This is a genomic window from Muriicola sp. SD30 (assembly GCF_041205185.1).
In the GTDB taxonomy this organism is placed as follows: Bacteria; Bacteroidota; Bacteroidia; order Flavobacteriales; family Flavobacteriaceae; genus Muriicola.
On the sequence record NZ_JBGEWB010000001.1, the window covers coordinates 724305 to 745616 of the forward strand.

The 21312-nt window shown below is 41.7% G+C and carries 24 protein-coding genes and 1 tRNA gene; 7 read left to right on the plus strand and 18 right to left on the minus strand.

The genetic code is table 11. The features are described 5' to 3' along the window. Window positions 1-51: 51 nt before the first annotated feature. The 7 genes from galK to AB8P51_RS03295 form a co-directional block, all read right to left on the minus strand. Complete coding sequence (galK, locus tag AB8P51_RS03265; RefSeq protein ID WP_369747329.1) at window positions 52-1200, minus strand: galactokinase; 1149 nt, start codon at window positions 1198-1200, stop codon at window positions 52-54. A gap of 108 nt (window positions 1201-1308) precedes the next feature. Then, window positions 1309-1494 carry a DUF2892 domain-containing protein gene (locus tag AB8P51_RS03270; RefSeq protein ID WP_369747330.1) on the minus strand — a complete coding sequence of 62 codons (186 nt, stop codon included), beginning with the start codon at window positions 1492-1494 and terminating at the stop codon, window positions 1309-1311. An 11-nt stretch (window positions 1495-1505) separates the two neighbouring features. Continuing rightward, complete coding sequence (locus AB8P51_RS03275) at window positions 1506-1811, minus strand: hypothetical protein (protein ID WP_369747331.1); 306 nt, start codon at window positions 1809-1811, stop codon at window positions 1506-1508. Window positions 1812-1867: 56 nt separating this feature from the next. After that, a complete protein-coding gene (locus tag AB8P51_RS03280) occupies window positions 1868-5116 on the minus strand; it encodes an efflux RND transporter permease subunit (RefSeq protein WP_369747332.1) in 3249 nt (1082 codons plus the stop codon). 86 nt (window positions 5117-5202) lie between these two features. Next, a complete protein-coding gene (locus tag AB8P51_RS03285) occupies window positions 5203-6279 on the minus strand; it encodes an efflux RND transporter periplasmic adaptor subunit (RefSeq protein WP_369747333.1) in 1077 nt (358 codons plus the stop codon). A 47-nt stretch (window positions 6280-6326) separates the two neighbouring features. Further along, window positions 6327-7628 carry a TolC family protein gene (locus tag AB8P51_RS03290; RefSeq protein WP_369747334.1) on the minus strand — a complete coding sequence of 434 codons (1302 nt, stop codon included), beginning with the start codon at window positions 7626-7628 and terminating at the stop codon, window positions 6327-6329. A 186-nt stretch (window positions 7629-7814) separates the two neighbouring features. Continuing rightward, a complete protein-coding gene (locus AB8P51_RS03295) occupies window positions 7815-8039 on the minus strand; it encodes a hypothetical protein (RefSeq protein ID WP_369747335.1) in 225 nt (74 codons plus the stop codon). 402 nt (window positions 8040-8441) lie between these two features. Between AB8P51_RS03295 and AB8P51_RS03300 the strand changes: the two genes are divergently transcribed. Both AB8P51_RS03300 and AB8P51_RS03305 read left to right on the plus strand, forming a co-directional pair. Continuing rightward, window positions 8442-9005, plus strand: a complete 564-nt coding sequence (locus AB8P51_RS03300) for a hypothetical protein (protein WP_369747336.1) — start codon at window positions 8442-8444, stop codon at window positions 9003-9005. A gap of 278 nt (window positions 9006-9283) precedes the next feature. Further along, a complete protein-coding gene (locus tag AB8P51_RS03305; RefSeq protein ID WP_369747337.1) occupies window positions 9284-9781 on the plus strand; it encodes an outer membrane beta-barrel protein in 498 nt (165 codons plus the stop codon). Between the two features lie 102 nt (window positions 9782-9883). On the opposite strand, the gene AB8P51_RS03310 is transcribed toward AB8P51_RS03305, so the two are convergent. The 4 genes from AB8P51_RS03310 to AB8P51_RS03325 form a co-directional block, all read right to left on the minus strand. After that, complete coding sequence (locus AB8P51_RS03310) at window positions 9884-10258, minus strand: GerW family sporulation protein (protein WP_369747338.1); 375 nt, start codon at window positions 10256-10258, stop codon at window positions 9884-9886. 11 nt (window positions 10259-10269) lie between these two features. Beyond that, window positions 10270-10776, minus strand: coding sequence for a hypothetical protein (locus AB8P51_RS03315; RefSeq protein ID WP_369747339.1), 507 nt, complete (start codon window positions 10774-10776; stop codon window positions 10270-10272). 112 nt (window positions 10777-10888) lie between these two features. Beyond that, a complete protein-coding gene (locus tag AB8P51_RS03320; protein ID WP_369747340.1) occupies window positions 10889-11794 on the minus strand; it encodes a hypothetical protein in 906 nt (301 codons plus the stop codon). Window positions 11795-11873: 79 nt separating this feature from the next. After that, on the minus strand, window positions 11874-12533 hold the full coding sequence (locus AB8P51_RS03325; RefSeq protein WP_369747341.1) for a DUF6799 domain-containing protein: 660 nt from the start codon (window positions 12531-12533) through the stop codon (window positions 11874-11876). A gap of 345 nt (window positions 12534-12878) precedes the next feature. On the opposite strand from AB8P51_RS03325, the gene AB8P51_RS03330 reads away from it, so the two are divergent. Beyond that, window positions 12879-13085, plus strand: coding sequence for a hypothetical protein (locus AB8P51_RS03330; protein WP_369747342.1), 207 nt, complete (start codon window positions 12879-12881; stop codon window positions 13083-13085). Here the strand turns inward: AB8P51_RS03330 and AB8P51_RS03335 are convergent. Then, window positions 13083-13155, minus strand: a tRNA-Lys gene (locus AB8P51_RS03335). The two genes, AB8P51_RS03330 and AB8P51_RS03335, sit on opposite strands and share 3 nt — an antisense overlap. A 146-nt stretch (window positions 13156-13301) precedes the next feature. Between AB8P51_RS03335 and AB8P51_RS03340 the strand changes: the two genes are divergently transcribed. Then, complete coding sequence (locus AB8P51_RS03340) at window positions 13302-13826, plus strand: shikimate kinase (protein WP_369747343.1); 525 nt, start codon at window positions 13302-13304, stop codon at window positions 13824-13826. On the opposite strand, the gene AB8P51_RS03345 is transcribed toward AB8P51_RS03340, so the two are convergent. The 3 genes from AB8P51_RS03345 to AB8P51_RS03355 are packed head-to-tail and all read right to left on the minus strand — an operon-like array spanning window position 13818 to window position 15268. Continuing rightward, the gene (locus AB8P51_RS03345; protein ID WP_369747344.1) at window positions 13818-14315 is read right to left on the minus strand and encodes a phosphoribosyltransferase family protein; all 498 of its coding nucleotides are present in this window, start codon (window positions 14313-14315) and stop codon (window positions 13818-13820) included. The genes AB8P51_RS03340 and AB8P51_RS03345 overlap by 9 nt on opposite strands. A 4-nt stretch (window positions 14316-14319) precedes the next feature. Further along, window positions 14320-14922, minus strand: a complete 603-nt coding sequence (locus tag AB8P51_RS03350) for a methyltransferase domain-containing protein (protein WP_369747345.1) — start codon at window positions 14920-14922, stop codon at window positions 14320-14322. Next, on the minus strand, window positions 14897-15268 hold the full coding sequence (locus AB8P51_RS03355) for an RNA-binding S4 domain-containing protein (protein WP_369747346.1): 372 nt from the start codon (window positions 15266-15268) through the stop codon (window positions 14897-14899). The genes AB8P51_RS03350 and AB8P51_RS03355 overlap by 26 nt, the downstream gene beginning before the upstream one ends. Before the next feature lie 78 nt (window positions 15269-15346). Between AB8P51_RS03355 and AB8P51_RS03360 the strand changes: the two genes are divergently transcribed. Continuing rightward, window positions 15347-16291: an FKBP-type peptidyl-prolyl cis-trans isomerase gene (locus AB8P51_RS03360; protein WP_369747347.1), complete on the plus strand. Its 945-nt coding sequence runs from the start codon at window positions 15347-15349 to the stop codon at window positions 16289-16291. A gap of 53 nt (window positions 16292-16344) precedes the next feature. Here AB8P51_RS03360 and AB8P51_RS03365 read toward each other — a convergent pair whose 3' ends face one another. The 3 genes from AB8P51_RS03365 to AB8P51_RS03375 are packed head-to-tail and all read right to left on the minus strand — an operon-like array spanning window position 16345 to window position 18805. Further along, window positions 16345-16932: an outer membrane beta-barrel protein gene (locus tag AB8P51_RS03365; RefSeq protein ID WP_369747348.1), complete on the minus strand. Its 588-nt coding sequence runs from the start codon at window positions 16930-16932 to the stop codon at window positions 16345-16347. A 50-nt stretch (window positions 16933-16982) separates the two neighbouring features. Further along, the gene (locus AB8P51_RS03370) at window positions 16983-17939 is read right to left on the minus strand and encodes a transketolase family protein (protein WP_369747349.1); all 957 of its coding nucleotides are present in this window, start codon (window positions 17937-17939) and stop codon (window positions 16983-16985) included. Window positions 17940-17959: 20 nt separating this feature from the next. Next, the gene (locus tag AB8P51_RS03375; protein WP_369747350.1) at window positions 17960-18805 is read right to left on the minus strand and encodes a transketolase; all 846 of its coding nucleotides are present in this window, start codon (window positions 18803-18805) and stop codon (window positions 17960-17962) included. A 159-nt stretch (window positions 18806-18964) separates the two neighbouring features. On the opposite strand from AB8P51_RS03375, the gene tgt reads away from it, so the two are divergent. Both tgt and AB8P51_RS03385 read left to right on the plus strand, forming a co-directional pair. Further along, window positions 18965-20095, plus strand: a complete 1131-nt coding sequence (gene tgt, locus AB8P51_RS03380; protein ID WP_369747691.1) for a tRNA guanosine(34) transglycosylase Tgt — start codon at window positions 18965-18967, stop codon at window positions 20093-20095. Continuing rightward, complete coding sequence (locus AB8P51_RS03385; RefSeq protein WP_369747351.1) at window positions 20095-21177, plus strand: LptF/LptG family permease; 1083 nt, start codon at window positions 20095-20097, stop codon at window positions 21175-21177. The genes tgt and AB8P51_RS03385 overlap by 1 nt, the downstream gene beginning before the upstream one ends. Window positions 21178-21312: the final 135 nt, after the last annotated feature.

Sequence of the window (21312 nt, forward strand, 5' to 3'; positions counted from 1 at the left end):
GCTCAATTATAATCGGAGAATATGTCCTGCAAGAATAGATCAGCATTGGTTCTAAAGGATAAGTTTGCATCCTTCACTAAGGCTGACTATAAAGGAGGTAATTGCTTTTCCGAACCGTTTTTGATAATCGTTAGAGGCAGTTTTTAGAAAAGAGTCGCAATCGTCTTTTTTTACCAGATTTATGGTACAACCTCCAAATCCTCCGCCCATCATTCTGGATCCCAGTATGCAATCCTGATCGCGGGCTATCTCTACCAGGAAATCGAGTTCCTCACAACTTACCTCATACTGCATTTGTAGACCCTGGTGAGACTCGTACATCAATCTTCCCAATGATTTAAAATCGGATTTTCTTATGGCTTCTACCGCCTTAATGACCCGTTCGTTCTCTTCTAAAACAAATAGGGCCTTTTGAAAGTCTTTCCCCGGAATTCGTGTTCTGTTTTGCGCCAGTTTCTCCCTTGTTACATCTCTTAGTGAATCAGCTCCTAATGCACGGGCAACAACCTCACAACTTCTACGTCTCTGATTGTAGGCACTGTCTGCAAGACTGTGCTTTACCCCGGTGTTGATAAGTAACCATTCGTATTCATGCTGATTTAATGGGATCAGTTCCGACTTCAATGAGCGGCAATCGAGGAAAATGGCATGATTTTCTTTCCCGAACATACTGGCAAACTGATCCATTATCCCGCATTGAACCCCAGTAAAATTATTCTCGGCAGCCTGTGAAATCTGAATCATTTCGATTTTACTCAGACCCAGATTAAATATTGTATGTAAACCTATAACAACGGCATTGGCAAGGGCTGCGGATGAAGAGAAGCCGGCCCCAACCGGGATATCACCTCCAAAAACCAGATTAAAATTATTGATCTTATAGCCTCTTTGCTCAATTTCGTGTACCACGCCCATTACATAGTTACGCCATCCGCCGGCATCTAATGATTTAAGATCGTCTAGATGAAAACTATGGGTATCTTCCAGATCTAAAGCTATGGCAGTACATCCCGGAGTTTTACTTTCCTGAATCGCCATACAGATTCCTTTGTCTATGGCCCCGGGAAGTACATAGCCCAGGTTGTAATCTGTATGTTCTCCAATTAAATTGACACGGCCTGGAGAGAAGACCATAATAGGAGAGGTCCGGAAGTATTCCAGAAAATGATCCCTGACGGTACCTATAAGTAGTTGATCCATTAAGTTCTAAGCACTGTAGTATCAAAAATGCATAAAAAACCCGGAATAAGAAGAATCTGATTTTTAAGGTAGGGCAGGAGTCACCCTAAAAGAGAACCCTTAATTTGGTTACTCTTTTATTCCTATTTTATTGAGTATATCATCCATCAAACACCATTTTGTAATGGAAGACTGTAAGAGATTAACCCCTACAAAAGCAGTAAACCACAACCAATTAATGTTTACGTAGATAGCCAATAAAAGGCTGATCAGGATAAAGGAACCGGCAATGGCCCGTACAATTCTGTTTTTCATCACTGTATTAATTAAATGAATTTTTCTATAGGAACCACAACAGCCTTTATTGGGTTGTTGGTTTCCATTTTTTGATTGAATTCCTCAATGAGCTTAAACAGTAGCTCAATATTGGCTCCTTCAGTAAAGGAGAAAAACAAACTGGATTCCACGCCACCCGAATCACTTGGAAACCAGCTTGCAGTGCGCAACATGGTGGTAGGATTTTTAAATCCGCTAATATCCGACTCGCTGAAATTTTCAATATTCGCCTTCTTAAAGAGTTTGGGGATATCCTTTTCAAACTGTTCTACGGCGGTTACTATTAGTAGTTTCATGATATTTTGCTCTTTAATTGTTTGTTATCAACATTTTGGGCTATTATTTTAAATTATCACTCTTGATTTTCTAATGTATTTTGAACGGTTGCCTCCGGATAATTTTTGCGTTCTATCATATAATATACAAGTGGTACCACCAACAGAGTTAGGACGGTGGAGACTATGGTTCCTCCCATTAGCGAAATTGCCAATCCCTGAAAAATTGGATCGAACAAAATAACAAACGCCCCAATAACTACCGTACCCGCAGTCAGTAATATAGGTGTAGTCCTTACGGCACCTGCCTCTATAACGGCTTGTTTTATGGGTATTCCCTCAGCAAGTCTCAGGTTCACAAAATCGATCAGCAACACAGAGTTTCGCACCATAATACCGGCCAAGGCAATCATTCCAATAAAGGAGGTGGCCGTAAAAAATGCACCCATCAGCCAATGCCCTAATACAATACCTACCAGAGATAGTGGAATGGCAACCATCATGACAACAGGCGCCTTAAAATTTTGAAACCAGCCCACTATCAGGATATAAATGATGACGATGACCCCCAGGAAGGCAATTCCCAGATCGCGGAAAACCTCTAAGGTGATCTGCCATTCTCCATCCCATTTTACGGTGTAATCGTCTTCAAAATCTGGTTGTTTAATATAGAGTTCTTCAATATCATAACCTGCAGGTAAATTCAATCCCTTCAACTTATCGGTCATTCCCAAAATCGCATACACCGGACTCTCTAATTCCCCAGCCATATCGGCCATCACATATACCACCCTTTTTTGATTCTTTCTATAAATGGTCTTGGCGCTTATGGTCTCCTGTATGTCTGTTAGGTCGCCAATGGTGATCATATTCCCCTGGTTCGATCTTACTTTCAGTTGCGCAATATCACTAATGGTAGACTTTTCCTTTTCATCCAGGGCCAGCAATAATCCTACCTGCTTAGAGGCGTCCTCATCGTATAAGTTTGTTATTTCTCTTTCTGAAAGAGCCATATTCATAGTATAGGCAATTTGCTGAGGAGCCACCCCATATAGCATAGCCTTTTCTTTATCGATAATAAATTGGTATTCGCGCTGATCATCCTCTACCATCCAATCTACATCCACCACATCATCTGTGTTCTTAAGAATATTCTGAACCTGGTCAGCAATCTCCATTTGTCTGTCATAATCAGGACCGTAGATCTCCCCAACAATGGTGGAAAGTACCGGTGGTCCAGGCGGTACTTCAACTATTTTAATATTGGCATGGTACTTTTCGCCAATCCGTTGTATTTCCGGACGATAACTACTTGCAATACTATGACTTTGTGCACTGCGTTCGCCCTTATCAACCAAATTGACCTGAATATCGGCCATATTACTGCCACCCCGCAGATCGTAATGCCTTACCAACCCATTAAAAGTAATTGGAGCCGAGGTGCCTACATAGCTTTGGTAGTTTACGACCTCCGGTCTTGTGCGTAGGTATTGAGCAACTTCCTGAGTAACTGCACCGGTTCGCTCCAGGGTAGTCCCTTCAGGCATGTCAATGACCACCTGGAATTCGTTCTTGTTGTCAAAGGGCAACATTTTAACGGCTACTGACTTTGTAAAGAACAATGCCACCGAACCCATGAGTAGCAAGAAGGTTACTCCAAGGAACATCCATCGGTATTTTTTATTCTCTATCAAAGGACGTTCAAACCTGGCGTAGATTTTATATATAAAAGTCTCCTCCAGGGTTTTTTCTTGTTTTTCCTCAGTTTTCCCGGTTTTTCCACGGGAAGATTTCTCTTTTTCCCTAAGAAATATGTATCCCAGATAGGGTGTAATGGTAAGGGCTACAAAGAGTGACAGTAACATGGCAATTGATGCCCCTATGGGCATAGGGGACATGTAAGGCCCCATCAAACCAGATACAAAGGCCATTGGCAAGACCGATGCAATGACAGTAAACGTTGCCAGAATAGTAGGGTTTCCTACTTCATTAATGGCGTATAAGGCAGCCTGTTTAAAGGGTAGCTTTTTCATCTTAAAATGCCGGTGCATGTTCTCAGCAATGATGATGGAGTCGTCCACAACAATACCTGTTACAAATACCAAGGCGAACAGTGTGATTCTATTCAGGGTATAATCCAGCATATAGTAGCTCAACAAGGTAAGTGCGAAGGTGATGGGTACAGATAAGAATACTACTAATCCACCGCGCCAGCCCATTGCGAGCATCACCACAAAAGTTACGGCAATGATGGCACCAATTAAGTGCATAAGCAGTTCAGACACTTTGTGGGAGGCTGTTTCCCCGTAATTTCTGGTAACTTCTACATGTACATCATCCGGGATCAAATTCTTTTTGAGATGGTCTACCTTCTCCAAAATGATGTCCGATATTTTCATGGCATCGGCACCTTTTCTTTTGGCAATGGAAATGGTGACCGCAGGATATTCTGATCGGTAAGTGTCTGCCATTTCACTAGTCTGTCCATAGCCATGTGTTACATAGTTCTTAGGAAGCTCAGGACCATCTTGAATACTTGCGATCTGTTTCAGGTAAACAGGTCGATTTTGTTGTACACCAACCACGAGGTTCTCTACATCAGTTACGGTCTCTAAGAAATTCCCGGTAGTGACCAGAAATTCCATATCGTTCTTGTTAAAAGTACCACTGCTCAATTGTTGGTTGTTTGCCCTGATCATCTCAGCGACCGACAGAAAATCGAGTCCGCTGGCAGCCATTTTATCTTTGTCTAAAACCACACGTAATTGCCTATCACGGCCACCGATCTTTTGAGTAGCTGAAACATCAGTTATTTTTTCGATCTCGCCGGTCAATTCCTGAGCGATCAGCTTTAAGCGATAATCGTCATAATTTTCACTCCACAATGTTAGCCCCAACATAGGCACATCATCTATGGCACGGGTCTTCACAAGGGGAAAGCTTACTCCCTGGGGCATAATATCCATATGCTTATTGATCTCGTTGTAGAGTTTTACGAACGAGCGTTCAATATCTTCACCCACATAAAATTGTACGATGACCATTCCCTGTTCTTTCATCGATGTGGAGTAAACGTATTCAACACCGTTGATATTAGAGATCAGCTTTTCCAGGGGCTTTGCTACTCTGCTTTCAACCTCGGTTGGACTTGCACCCGGATAGCTCACAAAAATATCGGCCATAGGTACGTCTATCTGAGGTTCTTCCTCACGCGGGATCAGGAACGAGCTATATACTCCAATGATCATGAATACGATCATCAAAAGCACCGTTAGTTTACTGCCAATGAACATTTTGGCGATCTTACCTGCTAAACCTTCTTTCATTTTTCTTTACGTTTTTGGTATTCGAACCTACTTTTTGCTTTCATCTTAGATTAACATCTGTAGTATGATCACCCAATATCCTTTTATTATTGAACTGAGATCTTAACCCCGTTAAATAACTTTCCATCTGCCGAAACGATGTATTCTTCATCTGCAGAGAGACCTGCGAGTACTTCTACCTTCTCCCCAAAGGTTCGGCCAAGACGTAACCATCGCAACAGGGCTGTATTATTTTGGCTAACCGTATAAATGCCCGTCAATTGTCCATTATGGACTAAGGCGTCATTTGGCACCATGATCGTTTGAGAGGATTCTTGTGCGACAGGAAATTGAACCGTAGCGTACATGCCAGATAAGATATTGGCATCTGACGTATCCAAAAGTACTTTTACCATATATTGTCCGCCGGTGTTCCTGGCTGAGGTACTAACCTCGGTTATTTTACCACTTACGATCTTATCTAGCGTTTTTAATTGTACATCCACTTTGGTATCTTTCTGAATATCGAGAATTTCCGATTCCGGAACCATTGCCAACACCTGGTATGTGCCGGGGGCTTCTACTTCCAATAGCGGCATTCCTGGATTGGCCATATCGCCTGTATTTATAAACTTGTTGGTCACCACACCATTAAATGGTGCGCGTATATTGGCATACGACAATTGAGCATTCACTTCATTTTTTATTTGTCTGGCGGCTTCTAAACGGGCCCTGGCCATTTCGAAGCGGGCGCTTATATCGTCGAACTCTTTTTGTGATGCACTGTTCTCTTTAAATAAGGCAGTATAGCGGGTATAATCCTTTTCAGCATTATTGAAAGCAGCTTGGGCCTCTGTGATCCCGGCATTGACCTGGGCTAATTTTGCAGAGATATCGGCATTATTGACACTCATTAATAATTGCCCACTACGCACTTTATCGCCCACCTTAACATATATGTTGTCAACATATCCCATCATTCGGGTACTAAGGTTGGTACTTTTAGCAGCTTCTACTTTGCCGCTAGCCGTTACAAATGAATTGCTATTGTCCTGGTAAACCGAACTCACCCGTACGGTCACTACCTGATCATTATTGGCTATTGTCTTTTTGTCTTCAGTACCGCAACCAAAGGCCAAGAACGTTAGTGCGAAAAGTCCGATTATATAGTTTCTATGCTTCATGTCTTTTTTAATTGAGTACAACTTATTTGTAATATTAAGATCTGTGATTATTCCTTTGTCAAAAATTCTACATACGCCTGGGCGTAATTATGTTGGAAGATTGTTGTGTAATATTCCAGTTGTTTCTGTGAATATTGCGTTTCAGCTAAAAGCAGATCGGTTGTCTTTTCCAAACCTTGCTCGAAACGATTAGTTCGGATGCGCAAAGATTCTTTGGATTGTTGCAAGGCTAGCGCTGTTAGTTTCAATTTGTTCCGGGCATCTTCCAGACTTCTTTTGGCCTTGTTCAGTTCTAATTGACTTTCTGATTTGTACTGTGCTAATTGTAATTTAGATTTGTCATATTCAGCCTTGCTTTTTTGAGATTTACCGATGCGTTTGCTCCCCTCGAACAAATTCCATTTAAGTTCTGCGCCAAACAGATAGCCATTGGCATTGCTCTGAAAAACATCATCATCGTGTAACTCGTATGTTCCAAAAGCATTCAATCTTGGAAGAAATGCCATTTGATCCGCCTTGTGCATTTGGCGATAGGCCTCAGTAGCGGAATTCATGGCCATGATATCTTTCCGGTTTTCCAAGAGATTCTCCTCAGAAAAGGTCTGATTAACTATAACCAGTGAATCTGCAGGTTTTAATATCTGATCACTGTTGGCATTCATCAGTACAGATATATAGTTACTGTTATTTAGAATATTGCTCTTGGCGTATTGTAATTGATTGTCTATTTCAGTAACCCGAACCTCTACCGCCAACACATCCGATTTTTGCAAATACCCCTGTTTAAAACTATTATCGGCGATTCGTTTGTTTTCCATGGCGGTTTCTTTAGCTTTCTTCAATACCTCTGCAGTTTTGTAGGCCAGTTGCAATTGCATATAAGCCTTTTCTATTTCGAGGGCGATGAATTCTTCTGTGCGTTCAGATTGAAATTCAGTTGCGATCCACTCGGACCTGGCTGCTTTGCGTTGAAAGATCCCATCGAAATTTAGGAGGGGTTGCTGAATTTCAACTCGTGTAGCGAAATCCTTTATCTGATTAGGGTCGTTTAACAGATCTGGATTAAAATCGGCTGAAGTCAGGATCTCCTGGTTGAGTTTGGAGCCAAATGCCATAAGAGGATTAGTGGTGGCGATCCCTGTATGTGAAACGCTGATATTAGGTAATAATATGGCATTCGTCTGATTAAAATCGCCCTTAGCGGCCAACACATCTTGCTCGGCCATTTTAAGGGTATTATTGCTTTCCTTTACTTTAGCAATAACCTCTTCCTTGGTAATAAGCGTTGTAACCTGGGCAATACCAATATTAATGGTAAAAAGTAAAAACCATGCTAATCTGTACTTCATAGTAATTATTTATTTATTACAAAATTAGAATAGAAAAACGTTATAGATAGTGACCAAAGTTACCAACTGAATGAAGTGTTTATTTTTAATGGTAATGGAGGCATTCTAAATAGCAAAAGACACTCCTGGTGCGGAAGTGTCTTTTTTCAACCAACCAATAACAACAATCTCAAACCTGTTTGTTGTTTACTTTTTAGGAGATTTAGTAAAAGTATTGAATAACAATCCACCCATAAATCCTCCGTATAAGCTGCTATTTAGTGGATCGGAAGTAATTGCACAACTTCCGCTATTACAGCCTATTTCAAGGTAATAGAGATACCCTGCTATAACGCCTGTAACAACCCCTGCTATCGTAATTAGTATTGTTTTTTTTGTCATACGTTGTTTGTCTTTTTCATAACCAGACATCTTAATTTTTCCTTTGTAATAAATGCCCTTAAATCTGGTGCCTGATTTTCTTTGCCGGGTATTGATTAAAATGGATGCTGAACTAGATGATCAATCATTTTGTATCCCATTTAAATATCACCGTTTTCGGTATGATAAAGTTATGTTCTGTAAATGGTCTTTTTTGTAACTCAGATCACAGAGCAACATCAAGGCTAAAAAAGATAAGTTAACGGGGCTTTACTAATGAAATTAGAACTCTGTATGATGATTTATAAAAGGGTAAAGTTAATTATATTACCTCAAAAGGTCTTAAAATTATCTTAACGAGGGTAAAATAACACAGATATTGGAAAATATTCTTGTTTTAAGGTCACTAAAGCCTTCGCACCTTTGTACTGTTAAATTTTAATATTGACAATTATGAAAACAATCACATATTATCCAACAATGTTCCATACGAATCCATTTGCTCACAAGTGGAGCGATATATATTCTCTTTCCGAAAACAACGCCAAAGACGTAGTATTACAAAACGCCATGGTAGGGGAAAAAGGTATATCTGAGATGGTCGTAAATATCACTGCTTTTACTGCTATTGATGAAAATGGCAAAGAGCACCGAATCAAGGATTTTCCTCAGGGGAACCTTGTAAACCTAAAAGGGACGCACTCTGGATTATTTATTAAGACCAATAGTGCCCCAGAGCTCAATCCAGGTACCTATACCACTTTCAGGTTTTATCTTGGAAGATCAGCGAATACTTTTATCTTTAAAGACCGCAGTGAAATGGAGGTTTCGGGGCTTGAGTACATTGATTTTGAGATCCAAAACGGTTTGTATATCGATGGGGGAGATAAAAAACCGGTCATTATGAGGTTCGATTTTGAACCTTTTACCCTGGCAAGCTACTTTAACCCGATCAGAAATCTGTTTAAAAAGCAAAAGTCGGCGAGCAGGAATCTGACCGAGTGTCTGAGTAGTTAAACAAAAATCAAAGAGTTTAGAACAAAAAGGCATCCATTTGGATGCCTTTTTAATGGAATCAAATTAAGGTTGGCTAATGGACCTAAAAATCGATCAATTTTGTTTAACGCGGCTTACCGGAAAAGTACTCATCAGTGAGGTGGGGCATAGAGTTCTTACGATTTACTCCTTTACCACAAATTCTCTGTTCTATACTACCTTTATAAAGCGTTTTACAACTTATTAGTGTCAAAATAATAAGTGGGACATACATTTGCCCCTCACAAAAAAATAAACCCATGAAAAAATTATTATTTACAGCATTTTTAATTGTAGCCGGTTTGAGTCTTCAGGCTCAGACGGGTCCTAGTGTTGGTATCAATGCAGGAATTCCCACCGGCGATGCCAGTGATGTTTCAGGATTTAGTCTTGGAATCGACTTTACCTACCTTTGGTCCGTATCGGATAAGTTCGATGCAGGGGCAGCTGTGGGATTCTCAAATGCCTTTGGCAAAGAAATAGATACAGGTCTGGGATCCTTTGAAATTGAGGATATCCAGTTTCTTCCTGTAGCTGTCGCTGGCCGTGCCCATCTCACCGAGGATTTTAATGCCGGTGTTGATCTGGGGTACGCCGTGGGAATAAACGATGGAAATGACGGGGGATTTTATTACCGTCCCATGGTAGGGTACTCCCTGAGTGAAAAGCTGGGACTCAGTCTTTCCTATACAGGGATCAGCCTTGATGGAGATTTTAACTGGAATACAATCAACCTGGGATTGATGTTGGCCCTTTAGGCAAAACAGGCAACTCACAGGAAAAAGCGAAGGAGAAATCCTTCGCTTTTTTTTGGTAGATGCAGCACTGGTTTGGTACTTAGGCTGTCTCATAGCATGTACTTATGCCATTTCCGCTTCTCTGGTTTTCCTACGGTTTTCCGCAAGATGTTCTATTAGTTCGGGAACTTTTTCAAAGGCTGCAGAGAGTCCGTGTGATTTAACTGCTTCCAGGAAGCTTATTTCATCACCCTTAGTGACTAAAAATCCGATGGGTTCTATCCCCATTCCTGCTCCTGCTCCCATACCTTGTCCTTTGCCTTTTTTAGCTTCGGTGCCTTCAGCGCCTCCGGAACCAAATCCTAGGCCTACTTTAATGACAGGTACACAGGTAAATTCCCCTAATTTAAACTGTTCCCCAACTACGGTTTCAGTTTTTGCTTCTGACTTAATGAAGTCGGTAATTTTTCCTAGTAATTCTTCAAAATGTAAATCCATGATGTAAAGATTTAAAAGTTAATAAATGATTTGATTATGTAAACAGGTCTGTTCCGCAACAAGAGAAGCACCTCATTCCTTCCTTCAAAATTGATATGCATTCCTTCAAAGTGATAATTCATAAAACCGAAAAGGGGATACAGTTTGGCATTGGTGATACAATCCCCCGTATCCAGATCGATTTCCCATTTTTTTATCTTAAAGGACCTTATCAATCTCAGAATGGTTTTGGGTGTAAACCTGTTCCCATGAGTATTCTTTTTCTTTATTTTTTTGTTCTTATCTGCTTTTTTTGGAGAACTGAGAGCTTTTAATGGATAGTAGTAATATTCTTTGAATGGGATCTTTATCCTGATCCTGATAAATTCCATTTTATCGGCCTCAATACTTGCCCTGGCCAGGCCTTTGAGTTCAGCATAATATTCTTTCCGTTTGGTATCGATGTATATATCTAAGGGGACAAACAGCAACCCAATTAATAATAGAAGGATGATCAGTATAATGATTGTAGGGACCATAACTTATTTTTGCAAAGGAAGAAATTGTACAGGGCAGATCAAATGATGTGGATCATACGGACAAGATTTTTATGATGAAATTTGTTTATTACCCCTTCGCTCCCGGGTGCATTTAATTTTGCTTCTTTTTAGATGGGAACCAATAACTTATCCCTGCCGAAAAATAGAAGGTGCTTTCTAGTTCTTCTGTTATTACCTCGTCTTCAGTGGTAATCGTAGCACTGCTTTGTGGAAAAGCTAAAACAGGGGTAAAGGAGAAAATGAAGTGTTTATGTTGATATTGCATCGGGAGTCCTAACTCTATATTTAATACCTGAAACTTTGAAGCTTCTTTAATTTCCACCAAATTGGTAACCAGAGGTTGGCTATTACCGCTACCTGAGCCTTGTCCTTTACGGTTACCCAACCTGCTTGTATTATAGTATTCTTCGTAAAAATATTGCGATCCCGCGTACATTGCCAGGGTAGGGTCTATGACAAAGGAATGGTCTCTGCTGTAAATGGGTTTATCCAGCATCAAGCCGGTAAATATGTCCGCCGAACTGCCATTGTTAAAGAAAGTGCTGGCAAGTAGTGATACGTCCATAATACTAAGGTCATACGTCAGAAAGCCGGAGAGGTCCCCAACAGTCTCTGACCGTACATTATAGCTATCTTCACTGTAAAAGTAGGCAGTTCCTGAAATGCCTGCATGCCATTTTTTCCATTCAAATAGGAATCCCGTGCTTAGCAAAAACAAATCGATACGATTCTCATCGGAATTAATAAGGTATGAGAAGGAAGCATCTGCAAAAAAGCCCGATTTATCAAAGTAACTAAAAGAGGGGTAAATATAAGGTGCAGAAATCGAATCTTTTCTTCCCATAAATACAGCATCATTTATAAAACTGACATCCGCTATAAAGAAGGATTCACTATTGGCATCTATCCCTGATAACGAGCTCTTATTGCTCTGTGCACTGAGATTTATTTGCAGCATTAAAAGCAAAAGAAGCCCAAAAGTTAATTTGATATACATTGAAGAGAAAATTGAGAAAGTAGGGCAGGTGAAGAGGGAACCAATCATATTAAATTTTCTCACCTACCCGTTACAATTATTAGCTACTTTTTTTTCCTATTGCTTTTTTAACGCCTTTTTTCATCATCGTTTTCTTTCCCATCATCTTTTTCTGGGAAATCATTTTGCGGTGTTGATAGGTGTTTTTAAACATGGCGCCATCCATATTAATGCATTCACCATCTTTCAGCTGCAATTGCTTACGTTCCTGGTTTTGGTAGCTGCCATCAGGGTTCACAATGATACCATCACCCAGGCTTACTTGATCCTGGATTCGGTTTTGGTCCCGGTTCATGATTTGAAAGGCTTCTCCTTCTATCATCATGATCTGGTACCTGTTTTGGTTCCGTTCCTGAATTTGAGCCTGAGCAAGGCCTTTATTTTCTTGTTGAACTTTGTACCTGTACTGGTATTCGTTACGATATTTAATACCGTCACTGTCCAGACATTCTCCATCCTGCAAACGTAGCCTGTCGTGATCCCTGGTCATATAAGTGCCATCCGGATTCACAATAGTGCCATCATTTAATGTGATGGGTTCCTGTAAACGTATTTGGTCACGATCCCTTATCTGAAGGACATCACCATCTACCATCATTAATCGGTCCTGATCCCGGTCCTGGATTCTATCCTGGTCCTGGGCGGTAACTGCAGTAGTTCCTAGAACTAGACATGCCGCTAATAAGAATGCTTTTTTCATGGTAAAATAATTTATAATGAATATTGGTATAAAATTAAAAGCATGTGTGGCTATTGTAAATGACTTAGGTCAATCAAAGTCAATAAATATGGGGTTTTAGTGTAACTATTGTTACACAATACCTGGAAGGATTATTGAATAAAGCCAACTTTTTCTTTATTCATTGAACTTCAAACTCAACTTTGGTTTGGAGTTTAAAATACCTGATTTCTTGGTGCTTGTATTTTGTGATTTGGAATTTACATAGGTGGCTGTGGTCAACACACCCTGCCTCCGCTTAGGCTCCGGCAGACAAGTTCGTTCGTTGGACCCAGCACTCCCAAACGCGAAATCCAGGCCAACTTAATGGAATTTAAAATTTGGATGTTGAAATTTATCGACAGGCTGGGGTTGGCTCGCTTTGCTCCCCTGACCCAGCGCTCCCGTGTAGCAAATACAAGCCCCCAGCAAACCGTGTTTGCTGGCTTTTATTTTTTTGAAAATCTCAAGCACGCTTGGATTTTCTTCAAAAAAAACCCCTGCTATTTAGCGGGGGCTTGTGCTTGTCAGTGACCTGGCTGGGGCTCGAACCCAGGACCCTCTCCTTAAAAGGGAGATGCTCTACCAACTGAGCTACCAGGTCAAAATGTAAAAGGTCTTTTCTCAGAGTCCTGTGAGGATGCCCTTAAGAGGGTGCAAATATACTATCTATAATCTATTTTTCAAGACCGATGGGAGATAAATTTAATTTTTTTTGAATATCCATTCAATTGCGCCATTTTTGCCAGAATGAGTACATCGAAGATAATCCTGATAGGGTACATGGGAAGCGGTAAAACTGTGGTGGGCAAAGAACTCGCCAGGCAGAGAAATCTGCGCTTTGTTGATCTTGATGACTATTTGGAAGATCAGACCGGAAACAGTATTCCTGAAATATTTCAAAATAAAGGTGAGATTTTCTTTAGAAAAGAAGAACACAAATACCTCAAAGAAGTTCTCAACTCAAATGAAAACCTGGTTTTATCAACTGGTGGGGGTACTCCTTGTTATTCAGGAAATATGGAACTGTTGTTACAGGCAACTCCCAATGTGTTTTATCTGCAAATGTCGGTTGGCGGTTTGGTTCAAAGGCTTTCCTTAGAAAAAGACAACAGACCTGTGATCAGTCATTTGGAAAAGGAGGAATTACCAGATTATATAGGAAAGCACATCTTTGAAAGGCAGGCCTTCTATACCCGGGCAACGCATACTATTCCCTGCGATGGAAAATCGGTTGAAGAGATCGTCAACAGTATTTCAGACTTACTAGTCTAGGAAGACAACATCTTTCTTTGCCTCAAAATGCACGTGTACGTGTTCCTGCAGGGAAGTAGAGAGGGATATTCCCTTAAAATCGGCTTTTACAGGATACTTCTTGTGGTTTCGGTTCACCAGAACTGCTGTCTTTAATCGCTTTAAAGGTGTTTTTAAAAAATGATGCACACCGTAGATCAAAGTAGAACCCGAATTCAATACATCGTCAACCAGGACAATGGATGCGTTTTTGTATTCCTCAGGGGAAAGGGAAGTAGTAACTCCACTTTTTATGGGGTTTGATTTATCCATGCTCACCTGACACAAAACGATTTCCGCCTCGGTAATCTTTCGCAAAACCCTTTGTAATTTTTTGGCGAAATCAAGTCCGCCACCCGTAATACCGGCAATTATGATCCGCTTTTCTTCAACATTAGTCTCGTAGATCTGATAGGCAATTCGCCTTGTAATGTGCTGAATTTGCTGGTGATTCAGGATCTTATTCTCCATGGGATCAGGTTTTTTTCTTTTCAAAGATAAAAAAGAGTTCGCTACCCTGTCTGGGCGGAATCGAATTGTAGGCGCGTTCAAGCTTCCTGATATGGAAATACTTTGAGAAAACCTCGCGATATTCCTCGATATCCCCACCATAGGGAGGACCGTCCTCCGTTAATTCAAAATCAAAAAACAATCCGGCAAGGACACCTCCGTCTTTGAGGACGGCGTGCATTTTTACAGCGTAGTTCTCCCTCAAATCGGGTTGTAAGGCACAGAAAAATGTCTGCTCCAGGATTAGGTCGAATTTCATATCATCGAACTCAAAGAAATCACCGATCAGAAGTTGGTCCTTCGGAAAATACGGATGTTCTTTTTTGAATTTTTTAAATGGGATTTCACTGATATCTATGGCATATACTGAATTGAACCCATGGTTGAACAAGTAAGATACCTCATATCCATTTCCGGCACCGGGAACCAGAATTCTCAGGTCTTTTGAAGTTAACTGATCAATATATTCCTTTAAAGGGGTAGATATTTCTCCTATATCCCATCCCATATTGCGATTGAGGTATCGCTGATCCCAAAATTCCTTAGTCCCCTTCATCCAAATATTCATCTATATTTCTTCGGTCTTTTTTTGTAGGTCGACCTGTTCCCTTTTTTCGATAATATTCCTGGGCAAGACGTTGTGCCTCCTGATGCTCAAATGCTTCCGCCGGCGTTGTGTCTGTTCTGTAAAGTCCGACGATCTTGGCACCTACGCGACTATCGGGGATCTCCAGCACGGTAAGCTGAAATTCGATCTGGTTTTTACGCAAAGAAATTTTATCGGTGGGATAAACCTCCCTTGAAGGTTTCACTACCTGTTCATTGATCCGGATATGCCCTTTTTTACACGCCTCGGTTGCCTGGTTCCGGGTCTTGTAGTATCGCGTACACCAAAGGTATTTGTCAATGCGCATAAAAGGAATAAAATCTTTGTTAAGGTCTTCTGCAAAAATAGGGGAAAATTGTATCTTGCGCCCGATAAAAAGAATGCTATGCCTATCCGAAAGGTCGTTCTGGGAATGACCGCCCTATTATTTATTTTTTCCTGTGGAGATGACGATGGAGTTGACTTTGATCTTATTCCTCCACGACTTTTGAGTGAGGTGGTCACTGAAGATGCCACGGCCCTCCAGGAGTATTTACAGACTCATTTTTACAATTATGAGGAATTTGAGAATCCTCCGGCCGATTTTGATTTCGAGGTGCGCTTGGATACCATTGCCGGGACAAATAGTGATAAACGACCGCTCATAGACGATGTTGAGTCGATCACGATAAATGTATCTTCAGAAGATTTTGAACTTGAGGACAACGAAACAGTACCTCATACCTTGTATTATTTAATCGCCCGCCAGGGTGGGGGAGCTGCTCCAACTGCTGCAGATTCCACCTTTATCAAATACGAAGGCTCCCTGCTCAACGGATCTTTGTTTGATGCCACAGCGGACTACACTTGGCAGTATCTACCTTTTTTCCTGAGGGGATACGGACAAGCGATGACCAAGTTTAATGTAGGGGATGCTATCGTGGAGAATCCCGATGGGACTACAGAAATCACAAATGCCGGAGTAGGTGCCATCTTCCTGCCATCAGGACTTGCTTACTTCAACGGCTCTCCTTCCGGGATTCCTGCATATTCTCCCCTTATTTTTAAGGTTTCTGCAGGTTTGTATATTCCTGAGACGGATTACGACGGTGACGGGATTCCTTCTTTTATGGAAGACCTGAATGGGGATGGGGATGTGACTAATGATAATACTGATGTTGAAAGGGAAGAGGCCTTGAGGTCTCCGGCCTTTCCTAATCATATAGATCCTGATGACGATGAAGATGGGATTTTAACCAGAGATGAGATCATCATCGATGAACAGGGGAATATTACTTTTCCCGATGATGACAATGACGGGATACCTAATTATCTCGACCGGGATAGTTGATTTGATAAGAAATAAAATAAAAAAGGCCCTGTTTTGTACAGGGCCTTTTCTATTTAAAGAGCTAGCGAAAAACTCAGGATGAGCTGATCGGGTCTTGTGTCGATCCGACTTTGAGGGACGGTAGTAACGTTCGTATTGATAAACGAAGCTTCGTTATCACTAAAGCCCCTTTCGTACCTGAGATCGATCCCCAGTTTTCCAAGGTTGATCCCAGCCCCAAGGTTGAGGCCTATTGTAAAGTCGTTCCGCACATCACTGATGGTAATTCCGTCATATTCTGTATCTAGAATATATTGAAATGCCGGGCCACCAAACACATGCAGGGGACCGATAATTTTAGTTCCAATCAACAACGGAAGATCTAACTTCTGCATTTTAAAATCGTCATTGTCATATTCTGACGAAATACTGGTATAAACCAATTCGGGTCTGATATAAACCCTGGAACCTACCTGTCCAAAAAATCCGATATGGTACCCTACATTCCTGTCGGGATTCCTTGCGGCTTCTCCTGCGGATTCAAAATAGTCTCCATTGGCATTGTAGTTGAGTCCGGCTTTTACCCCAAACTTAGAATCGACCTGTGCATACGAAAATGCTGAAAGGGCAGCGATAGCCACCGTAAGAAGTGTTTTTTTCATAATGTGTTCTTTTTAAGACATATTTAGGGTATCAAGAATGATACCGAAAACTAAGCCTTTCTTTTTAACACCTGATAAACGGCCTTCTTTATGGCTTTATTGTCTAAGCCGTATTTTTCCATGAGTTGATCTGCAGTTCCGCTCTCCCCAAAGGTGTCCTGAGTAGCCACAAACTCCTGAGGGGCAGGGAAATGTGAGGTGAGCGTTCTTGCCACACTCTCTCCCAAACCGCCTAAATAATTATGTTCTTCAGCAGTTACTACACAGCCGGTTTTACGAATAGAGGCAAGGAGGGCTTCCTCGTCAAGAGGTTTGATAGTATGAATATTGATCACTTCTGCTGAAATTCCTTCACTTTCAAGAGCTTCTGCCGCTTCCAGGGCTTCCCAGACCAAATGACCGGTTGCTACAATAGTTACGTCGGTACCTTCGGTAAGGAGAACAGCTTTCCCAATTTCAAAATTCTGATCAGGAGCAGTGAAATTAGGCACCTTGGGTCTTCCAAATCTCAGGTAAACCGGTCCCTGATGATCGGCTATAGCCAGAGTAGCAGCCTTCGTCTGATTAAAATCACAGGTATTGATCACTGTCATTCCGGGCAGCATTTTCATCAGTCCTATATCTTCCAGAATCTGATGTGTAGCACCATCTTCTCCCAGGGTTAAACCGGCATGAGAAGCACAGATTTTGACATTCTTGCCCGAATAGGCGATAGACTGCCTGATCTGATCGTACACACGTCCGGTTGAAAAATTGGCAAATGTTCCTGTAAAGGGAATAAAGCCTCCAATGGTTAAGCCGGCCGCAATACCCATCATATTCGCTTCGGCAATTCCTACCTGGAAGAATCGCTCAGGATTTTCTTCAATAAACTGTTCGATCTTCAAGGAGCCCACCAGGTCGGCACAAAGGGATACCACTTTTGGGTTTTTTCTACCTAGTTCGGTCATTCCGGCACCAAAACCACTTCGTGTATCTTTTTTCCCCTGATCTATATATTTTTTCATCTTGTTTGTTGTTGCTAGTGTTAATAGTCGCCCAGTGTTTCGGCATTCTGATCCAGAGCTGTTTGCAATTGCTCATCATTAGGGGCTTTCCCGTGCCAGGCATGGGTATGCATCATAAAATCAACGCCATTCCCCATGACCGTATGCATGATGACACAAACAGGCTTTCCATTTCCCGTGCGGCTTTTTGCTTCTTTTAAGGTCTTTATTACTGCCTTGACATCATTCCCATCCTCGAGTTCCAGAACGTCCCAGCCAAAGGCTTTGAACTTAGCACCTACATCTCCCAGGGACATCACTTCTTCAGTAGCCCCGTCAATCTGTTGCCCGTTCCTGTCGATTGTAGCGATGAGGTTATCCACTTTTTTGCTCCCCGCATACATGATGGCCTCCCAGTTCTGACCTTCCTGAAGTTCTCCGTCTCCGTGCAAACTGTAGATCAGATGCTCATCCTTATTGAGTTTTTTAGCCAGGGCAGCCCCGACAGCTACTGACATTCCCTGTCCCAGGGAACCGGAGGCGATTCTCACTCCTGGCAATCCCTCATGGGTAGTAGGATGGCCCTGCAAACGTGAATTCAACAAACGAAAAGTGTTAAGTTCTTCAATTGGGAAGAATCCCCTTCTGGCGAGAACACTGTAATATACGGGTGAGATGTGTCCGTTAGAAAGGAAGAAGAGGTCTTCGCCTATCCCATCCATCGAAAAAGAATCTTTTAATTCCATAAGTTCAAAGTACAGGGCGACAAAAAATTCGGTACATCCAAGGGATCCACCGGGATGGCCCGAATTAACTTTGTGTACCATCCTCACAATGTCTCTGCGAACCTGAATGATGATCTTGTCTAAGTCTTGTGGTGCTGACATATAAATCGTCTTAATTTTCGGCCAAAAGTAACGGCAATCTTTTGCTTCCACAACTGGAGTTATTACATTTTATCAACGAAGGGCCTGTGACAGAACTTTATTTTTTTGTTAGGAATATTCTATAGTGTGTTAGCTATCTTTGCCTACTTAATCGAGGTATTGCAATTTAAACTACAACATACAGATCCGGCTTCAAAGGCCAGAGCCGGCGAAATGATCACGGATCACGGCAGCATCAAAACCCCCATTTTTATGCCTGTTGGTACGGTGGCCTCTGTAAAGGGGGTTCATCAGCGCGAGCTGAGGGAGGAAATTGATCCTGATATCATTCTCGGAAATACCTATCACCTGTACTTACGCCCGAAACCTGAAATTCTCAGACAAGCGGGTGGCCTTCATGCCTTTATGGGATGGGATCGCAATATTCTTACAGACAGTGGCGGGTACCAGGTGTATTCGCTTTCAGGCAACAGAAAGATCCGAGAGGAAGGCGTAAAATTTAAGTCGCATATCGATGGTTCCACACATATGTTCACCCCTGAAAGAGTCATGGAAATCCAGAGAACTATCGGGGCGGATATTATTATGGCCTTTGATGAATGTACGCCTTATCCTTGCGACTATAATTATGCCGAGAGATCGATGCATATGACACACAGATGGCTGGAGCGCTGCATAGCACATCTCGAGAAGACGCCCTTCCTATATGATTACTCACAAACCTTCTTTCCCATTGTACAGGGATCTACTTATAAAGACCTCAGGAGGCAGTCGGCCGAATACATTGCCGGGGTAGGGGCAGAAGGAAATGCGATAGGGGGGCTATCGGTAGGCGAACCTGCAGAGGAAATGTATGCCATGACAGAGGTAGTTTGCGATATCCTCCCCGAGGATAAACCAAGGTATCTGATGGGTGTGGGAACACCCATTAATCTTCTTGAAAATATCGCCCTGGGCATAGATATGTTCGACTGCGTGATGCCCACCAGGAATGGACGTAACGGGATGTTATTTACCGCCGAGGGGACTATCAATATCAAAAACAAGAAATGGGAAGATGATTTCTCTCCGATTGATGAACACGGTCCAACCTTTGTAGACAGAGAATATTCCAAGGCCTACCTGAGGCACCTTTTTGTCGCCAAGGAATACCTTGGGAAGCAAATCGCCACCATACACAACCTGGGATTTTACCTGTGGTTGGTAAGAGAAGCCAGAAATCATATTTTAGCAGGGGATTTTACAACCTGGAAAGAAAGGATGGTCAAACAAATGGATAAGCGCCTGTAATGCTGAAAATACTGGATCGTTACATTTTAAAACGCTACCTCCTGACATTCGGGACGATGTTGCTATTGTTTGTACCCATAGGGATCATGCTTAACCTGGCAGAGCAAATAGGGAAGATGATAGACAATGAAGCCCCCCTGAATGAAATCCTGATCTATTACATGAATTTTACCATCTATATCGGTAATCTGCTGTTCCCAATTTTCCTCTTTCTTTCTATCATTTTCTTTACTTCAAAACTAGCTAACAACACTGAGATCGTCGCCATCCTGAGTTCCGGGGTATCATACAGTCGATTTTTAAGACCTTACTTAATCGGTGCTTCCATCATTGCAGTACTGATGTTTTTTATGAGCATGTTTATAGTACCCAATGCCAGTATTGGCTATCACGAATTCAAGTTTAAATACCTTAAAAGGGGTAAGCAAGACAGGGTAACCAGTAATATCTTTAATCAACTTAATGAGAATGATTTTATCTACGTCAGTAGTTTTGATCCCGATCGTCAGATAGGGTATAACTTTACCTATGAACACTTCGGAGACGACAATAAACTTGAGGAAAAAATAAGTGCAGGGAATATCCGATGGGTAACTAAGGACAGTGTGTACCGCCTTACGAGCTATACCAACCGCAAGCTTGTGGGAGATAAGGAAATTGTAGTGACTAAGCGCAGGCTGGATACGATATTTAATTTTAAAATTGATGACCTTACACCGGTTTCCTATGTAGCCGAAACCAAGAATCTATTTGAATTGAATAAGTTCATCAATACCCAGAAGAAAAAGGGGGCCTCCAACATTAATACTTATATCCTTGTAAAATACAAACGCTGGGCATTGCCGCTGGCAGCTTTTATCCTGACGATCATCGGAGTGGCGGTTTCCTCTGTAAAACGAAGGGGAGGAATGGGTGTCAATCTGGCCTTTGGGATAGGTGTCGCTTTTATCTATATCTTTTTTGACAAGGTCTTCGGTACCCTGGCAGAACAATCGGGTTTTTCACCCCTGCTCGCTGTTATTATCCCTAACCTGGCCTTTGGGGTGCTGGGAATCTTTTTGCTGCAAAAAGCCAAAAGGTAGACTGAGTATCAACTTCTTTTCAGCTCAGAATATTCCCGGAATAGATTGATAACATTTATTAAACAAGGAAAAATTCAAAAAGCAAAACTGACCGGGGAGGTTCCCATTTATATTTTATATTTGTGGGCTGAATCA

Excerpts from the sequence above, each read along its gene's own strand:
- AB8P51_RS03325 (WP_369747341.1), bottom strand. The coding sequence starts at position 12,533 with ATGAAAAAAGCATTCTTATTAGCGGCATGTCTAGTTCTAGGAACTACT.
- AB8P51_RS03385 (WP_369747351.1), top strand. The coding sequence starts at position 20,095 with ATGCTGAAAATACTGGATCGTTACATTTTAAAACGCTACCTCCTGACA.
- AB8P51_RS03365 (WP_369747348.1), bottom strand. The coding sequence starts at position 16,932 with ATGAAAAAAACACTTCTTACGGTGGCTATCGCTGCCCTTTCAGCATTT.
- AB8P51_RS03345 (WP_369747344.1), bottom strand. The coding sequence starts at position 14,315 with ATGGAGAATAAGATCCTGAATCACCAGCAAATTCAGCACATTACAAGG.
- AB8P51_RS03355 (WP_369747346.1), bottom strand. The coding sequence starts at position 15,268 with ATGCGCATTGACAAATACCTTTGGTGTACGCGATACTACAAGACCCGG.
- AB8P51_RS03330 (WP_369747342.1), top strand. The coding sequence starts at position 12,879 with ATGGAATTTAAAATTTGGATGTTGAAATTTATCGACAGGCTGGGGTTG.
- AB8P51_RS03295 (WP_369747335.1), bottom strand. The coding sequence starts at position 8,039 with ATGTCTGGTTATGAAAAAGACAAACAACGTATGACAAAAAAAACAATA.
- AB8P51_RS03320 (WP_369747340.1), bottom strand. The coding sequence starts at position 11,794 with ATGTATATCAAATTAACTTTTGGGCTTCTTTTGCTTTTAATGCTGCAA.
- AB8P51_RS03350 (WP_369747345.1), bottom strand. The coding sequence starts at position 14,922 with ATGAATATTTGGATGAAGGGGACTAAGGAATTTTGGGATCAGCGATAC.
- AB8P51_RS03285 (WP_369747333.1), bottom strand. The coding sequence starts at position 6,279 with ATGAAGCATAGAAACTATATAATCGGACTTTTCGCACTAACGTTCTTG.
- AB8P51_RS03370 (WP_369747349.1), bottom strand. The coding sequence starts at position 17,939 with ATGAAAAAATATATAGATCAGGGGAAAAAAGATACACGAAGTGGTTTT.
- AB8P51_RS03305 (WP_369747337.1), top strand. The coding sequence starts at position 9,284 with ATGAAAAAATTATTATTTACAGCATTTTTAATTGTAGCCGGTTTGAGT.
- AB8P51_RS03300 (WP_369747336.1), top strand. The coding sequence starts at position 8,442 with ATGAAAACAATCACATATTATCCAACAATGTTCCATACGAATCCATTT.
- AB8P51_RS03275 (WP_369747331.1), bottom strand. The coding sequence starts at position 1,811 with ATGAAACTACTAATAGTAACCGCCGTAGAACAGTTTGAAAAGGATATC.
- AB8P51_RS03360 (WP_369747347.1), top strand. The coding sequence starts at position 15,347 with ATGCCTATCCGAAAGGTCGTTCTGGGAATGACCGCCCTATTATTTATT.
- AB8P51_RS03315 (WP_369747339.1), bottom strand. The coding sequence starts at position 10,776 with ATGGTCCCTACAATCATTATACTGATCATCCTTCTATTATTAATTGGG.
- AB8P51_RS03280 (WP_369747332.1), bottom strand. The coding sequence starts at position 5,116 with ATGAAAGAAGGTTTAGCAGGTAAGATCGCCAAAATGTTCATTGGCAGT.
- AB8P51_RS03340 (WP_369747343.1), top strand. The coding sequence starts at position 13,302 with ATGAGTACATCGAAGATAATCCTGATAGGGTACATGGGAAGCGGTAAA.
- AB8P51_RS03270 (WP_369747330.1), bottom strand. The coding sequence starts at position 1,494 with ATGAAAAACAGAATTGTACGGGCCATTGCCGGTTCCTTTATCCTGATC.
- AB8P51_RS03310 (WP_369747338.1), bottom strand. The coding sequence starts at position 10,258 with ATGGATTTACATTTTGAAGAATTACTAGGAAAAATTACCGACTTCATT.
- galK (WP_369747329.1), bottom strand. The coding sequence starts at position 1,200 with ATGGATCAACTACTTATAGGTACCGTCAGGGATCATTTTCTGGAATAC.
- AB8P51_RS03290 (WP_369747334.1), bottom strand. The coding sequence starts at position 7,628 with ATGAAGTACAGATTAGCATGGTTTTTACTTTTTACCATTAATATTGGT.
- AB8P51_RS03375 (WP_369747350.1), bottom strand. The coding sequence starts at position 18,805 with ATGTCAGCACCACAAGACTTAGACAAGATCATCATTCAGGTTCGCAGA.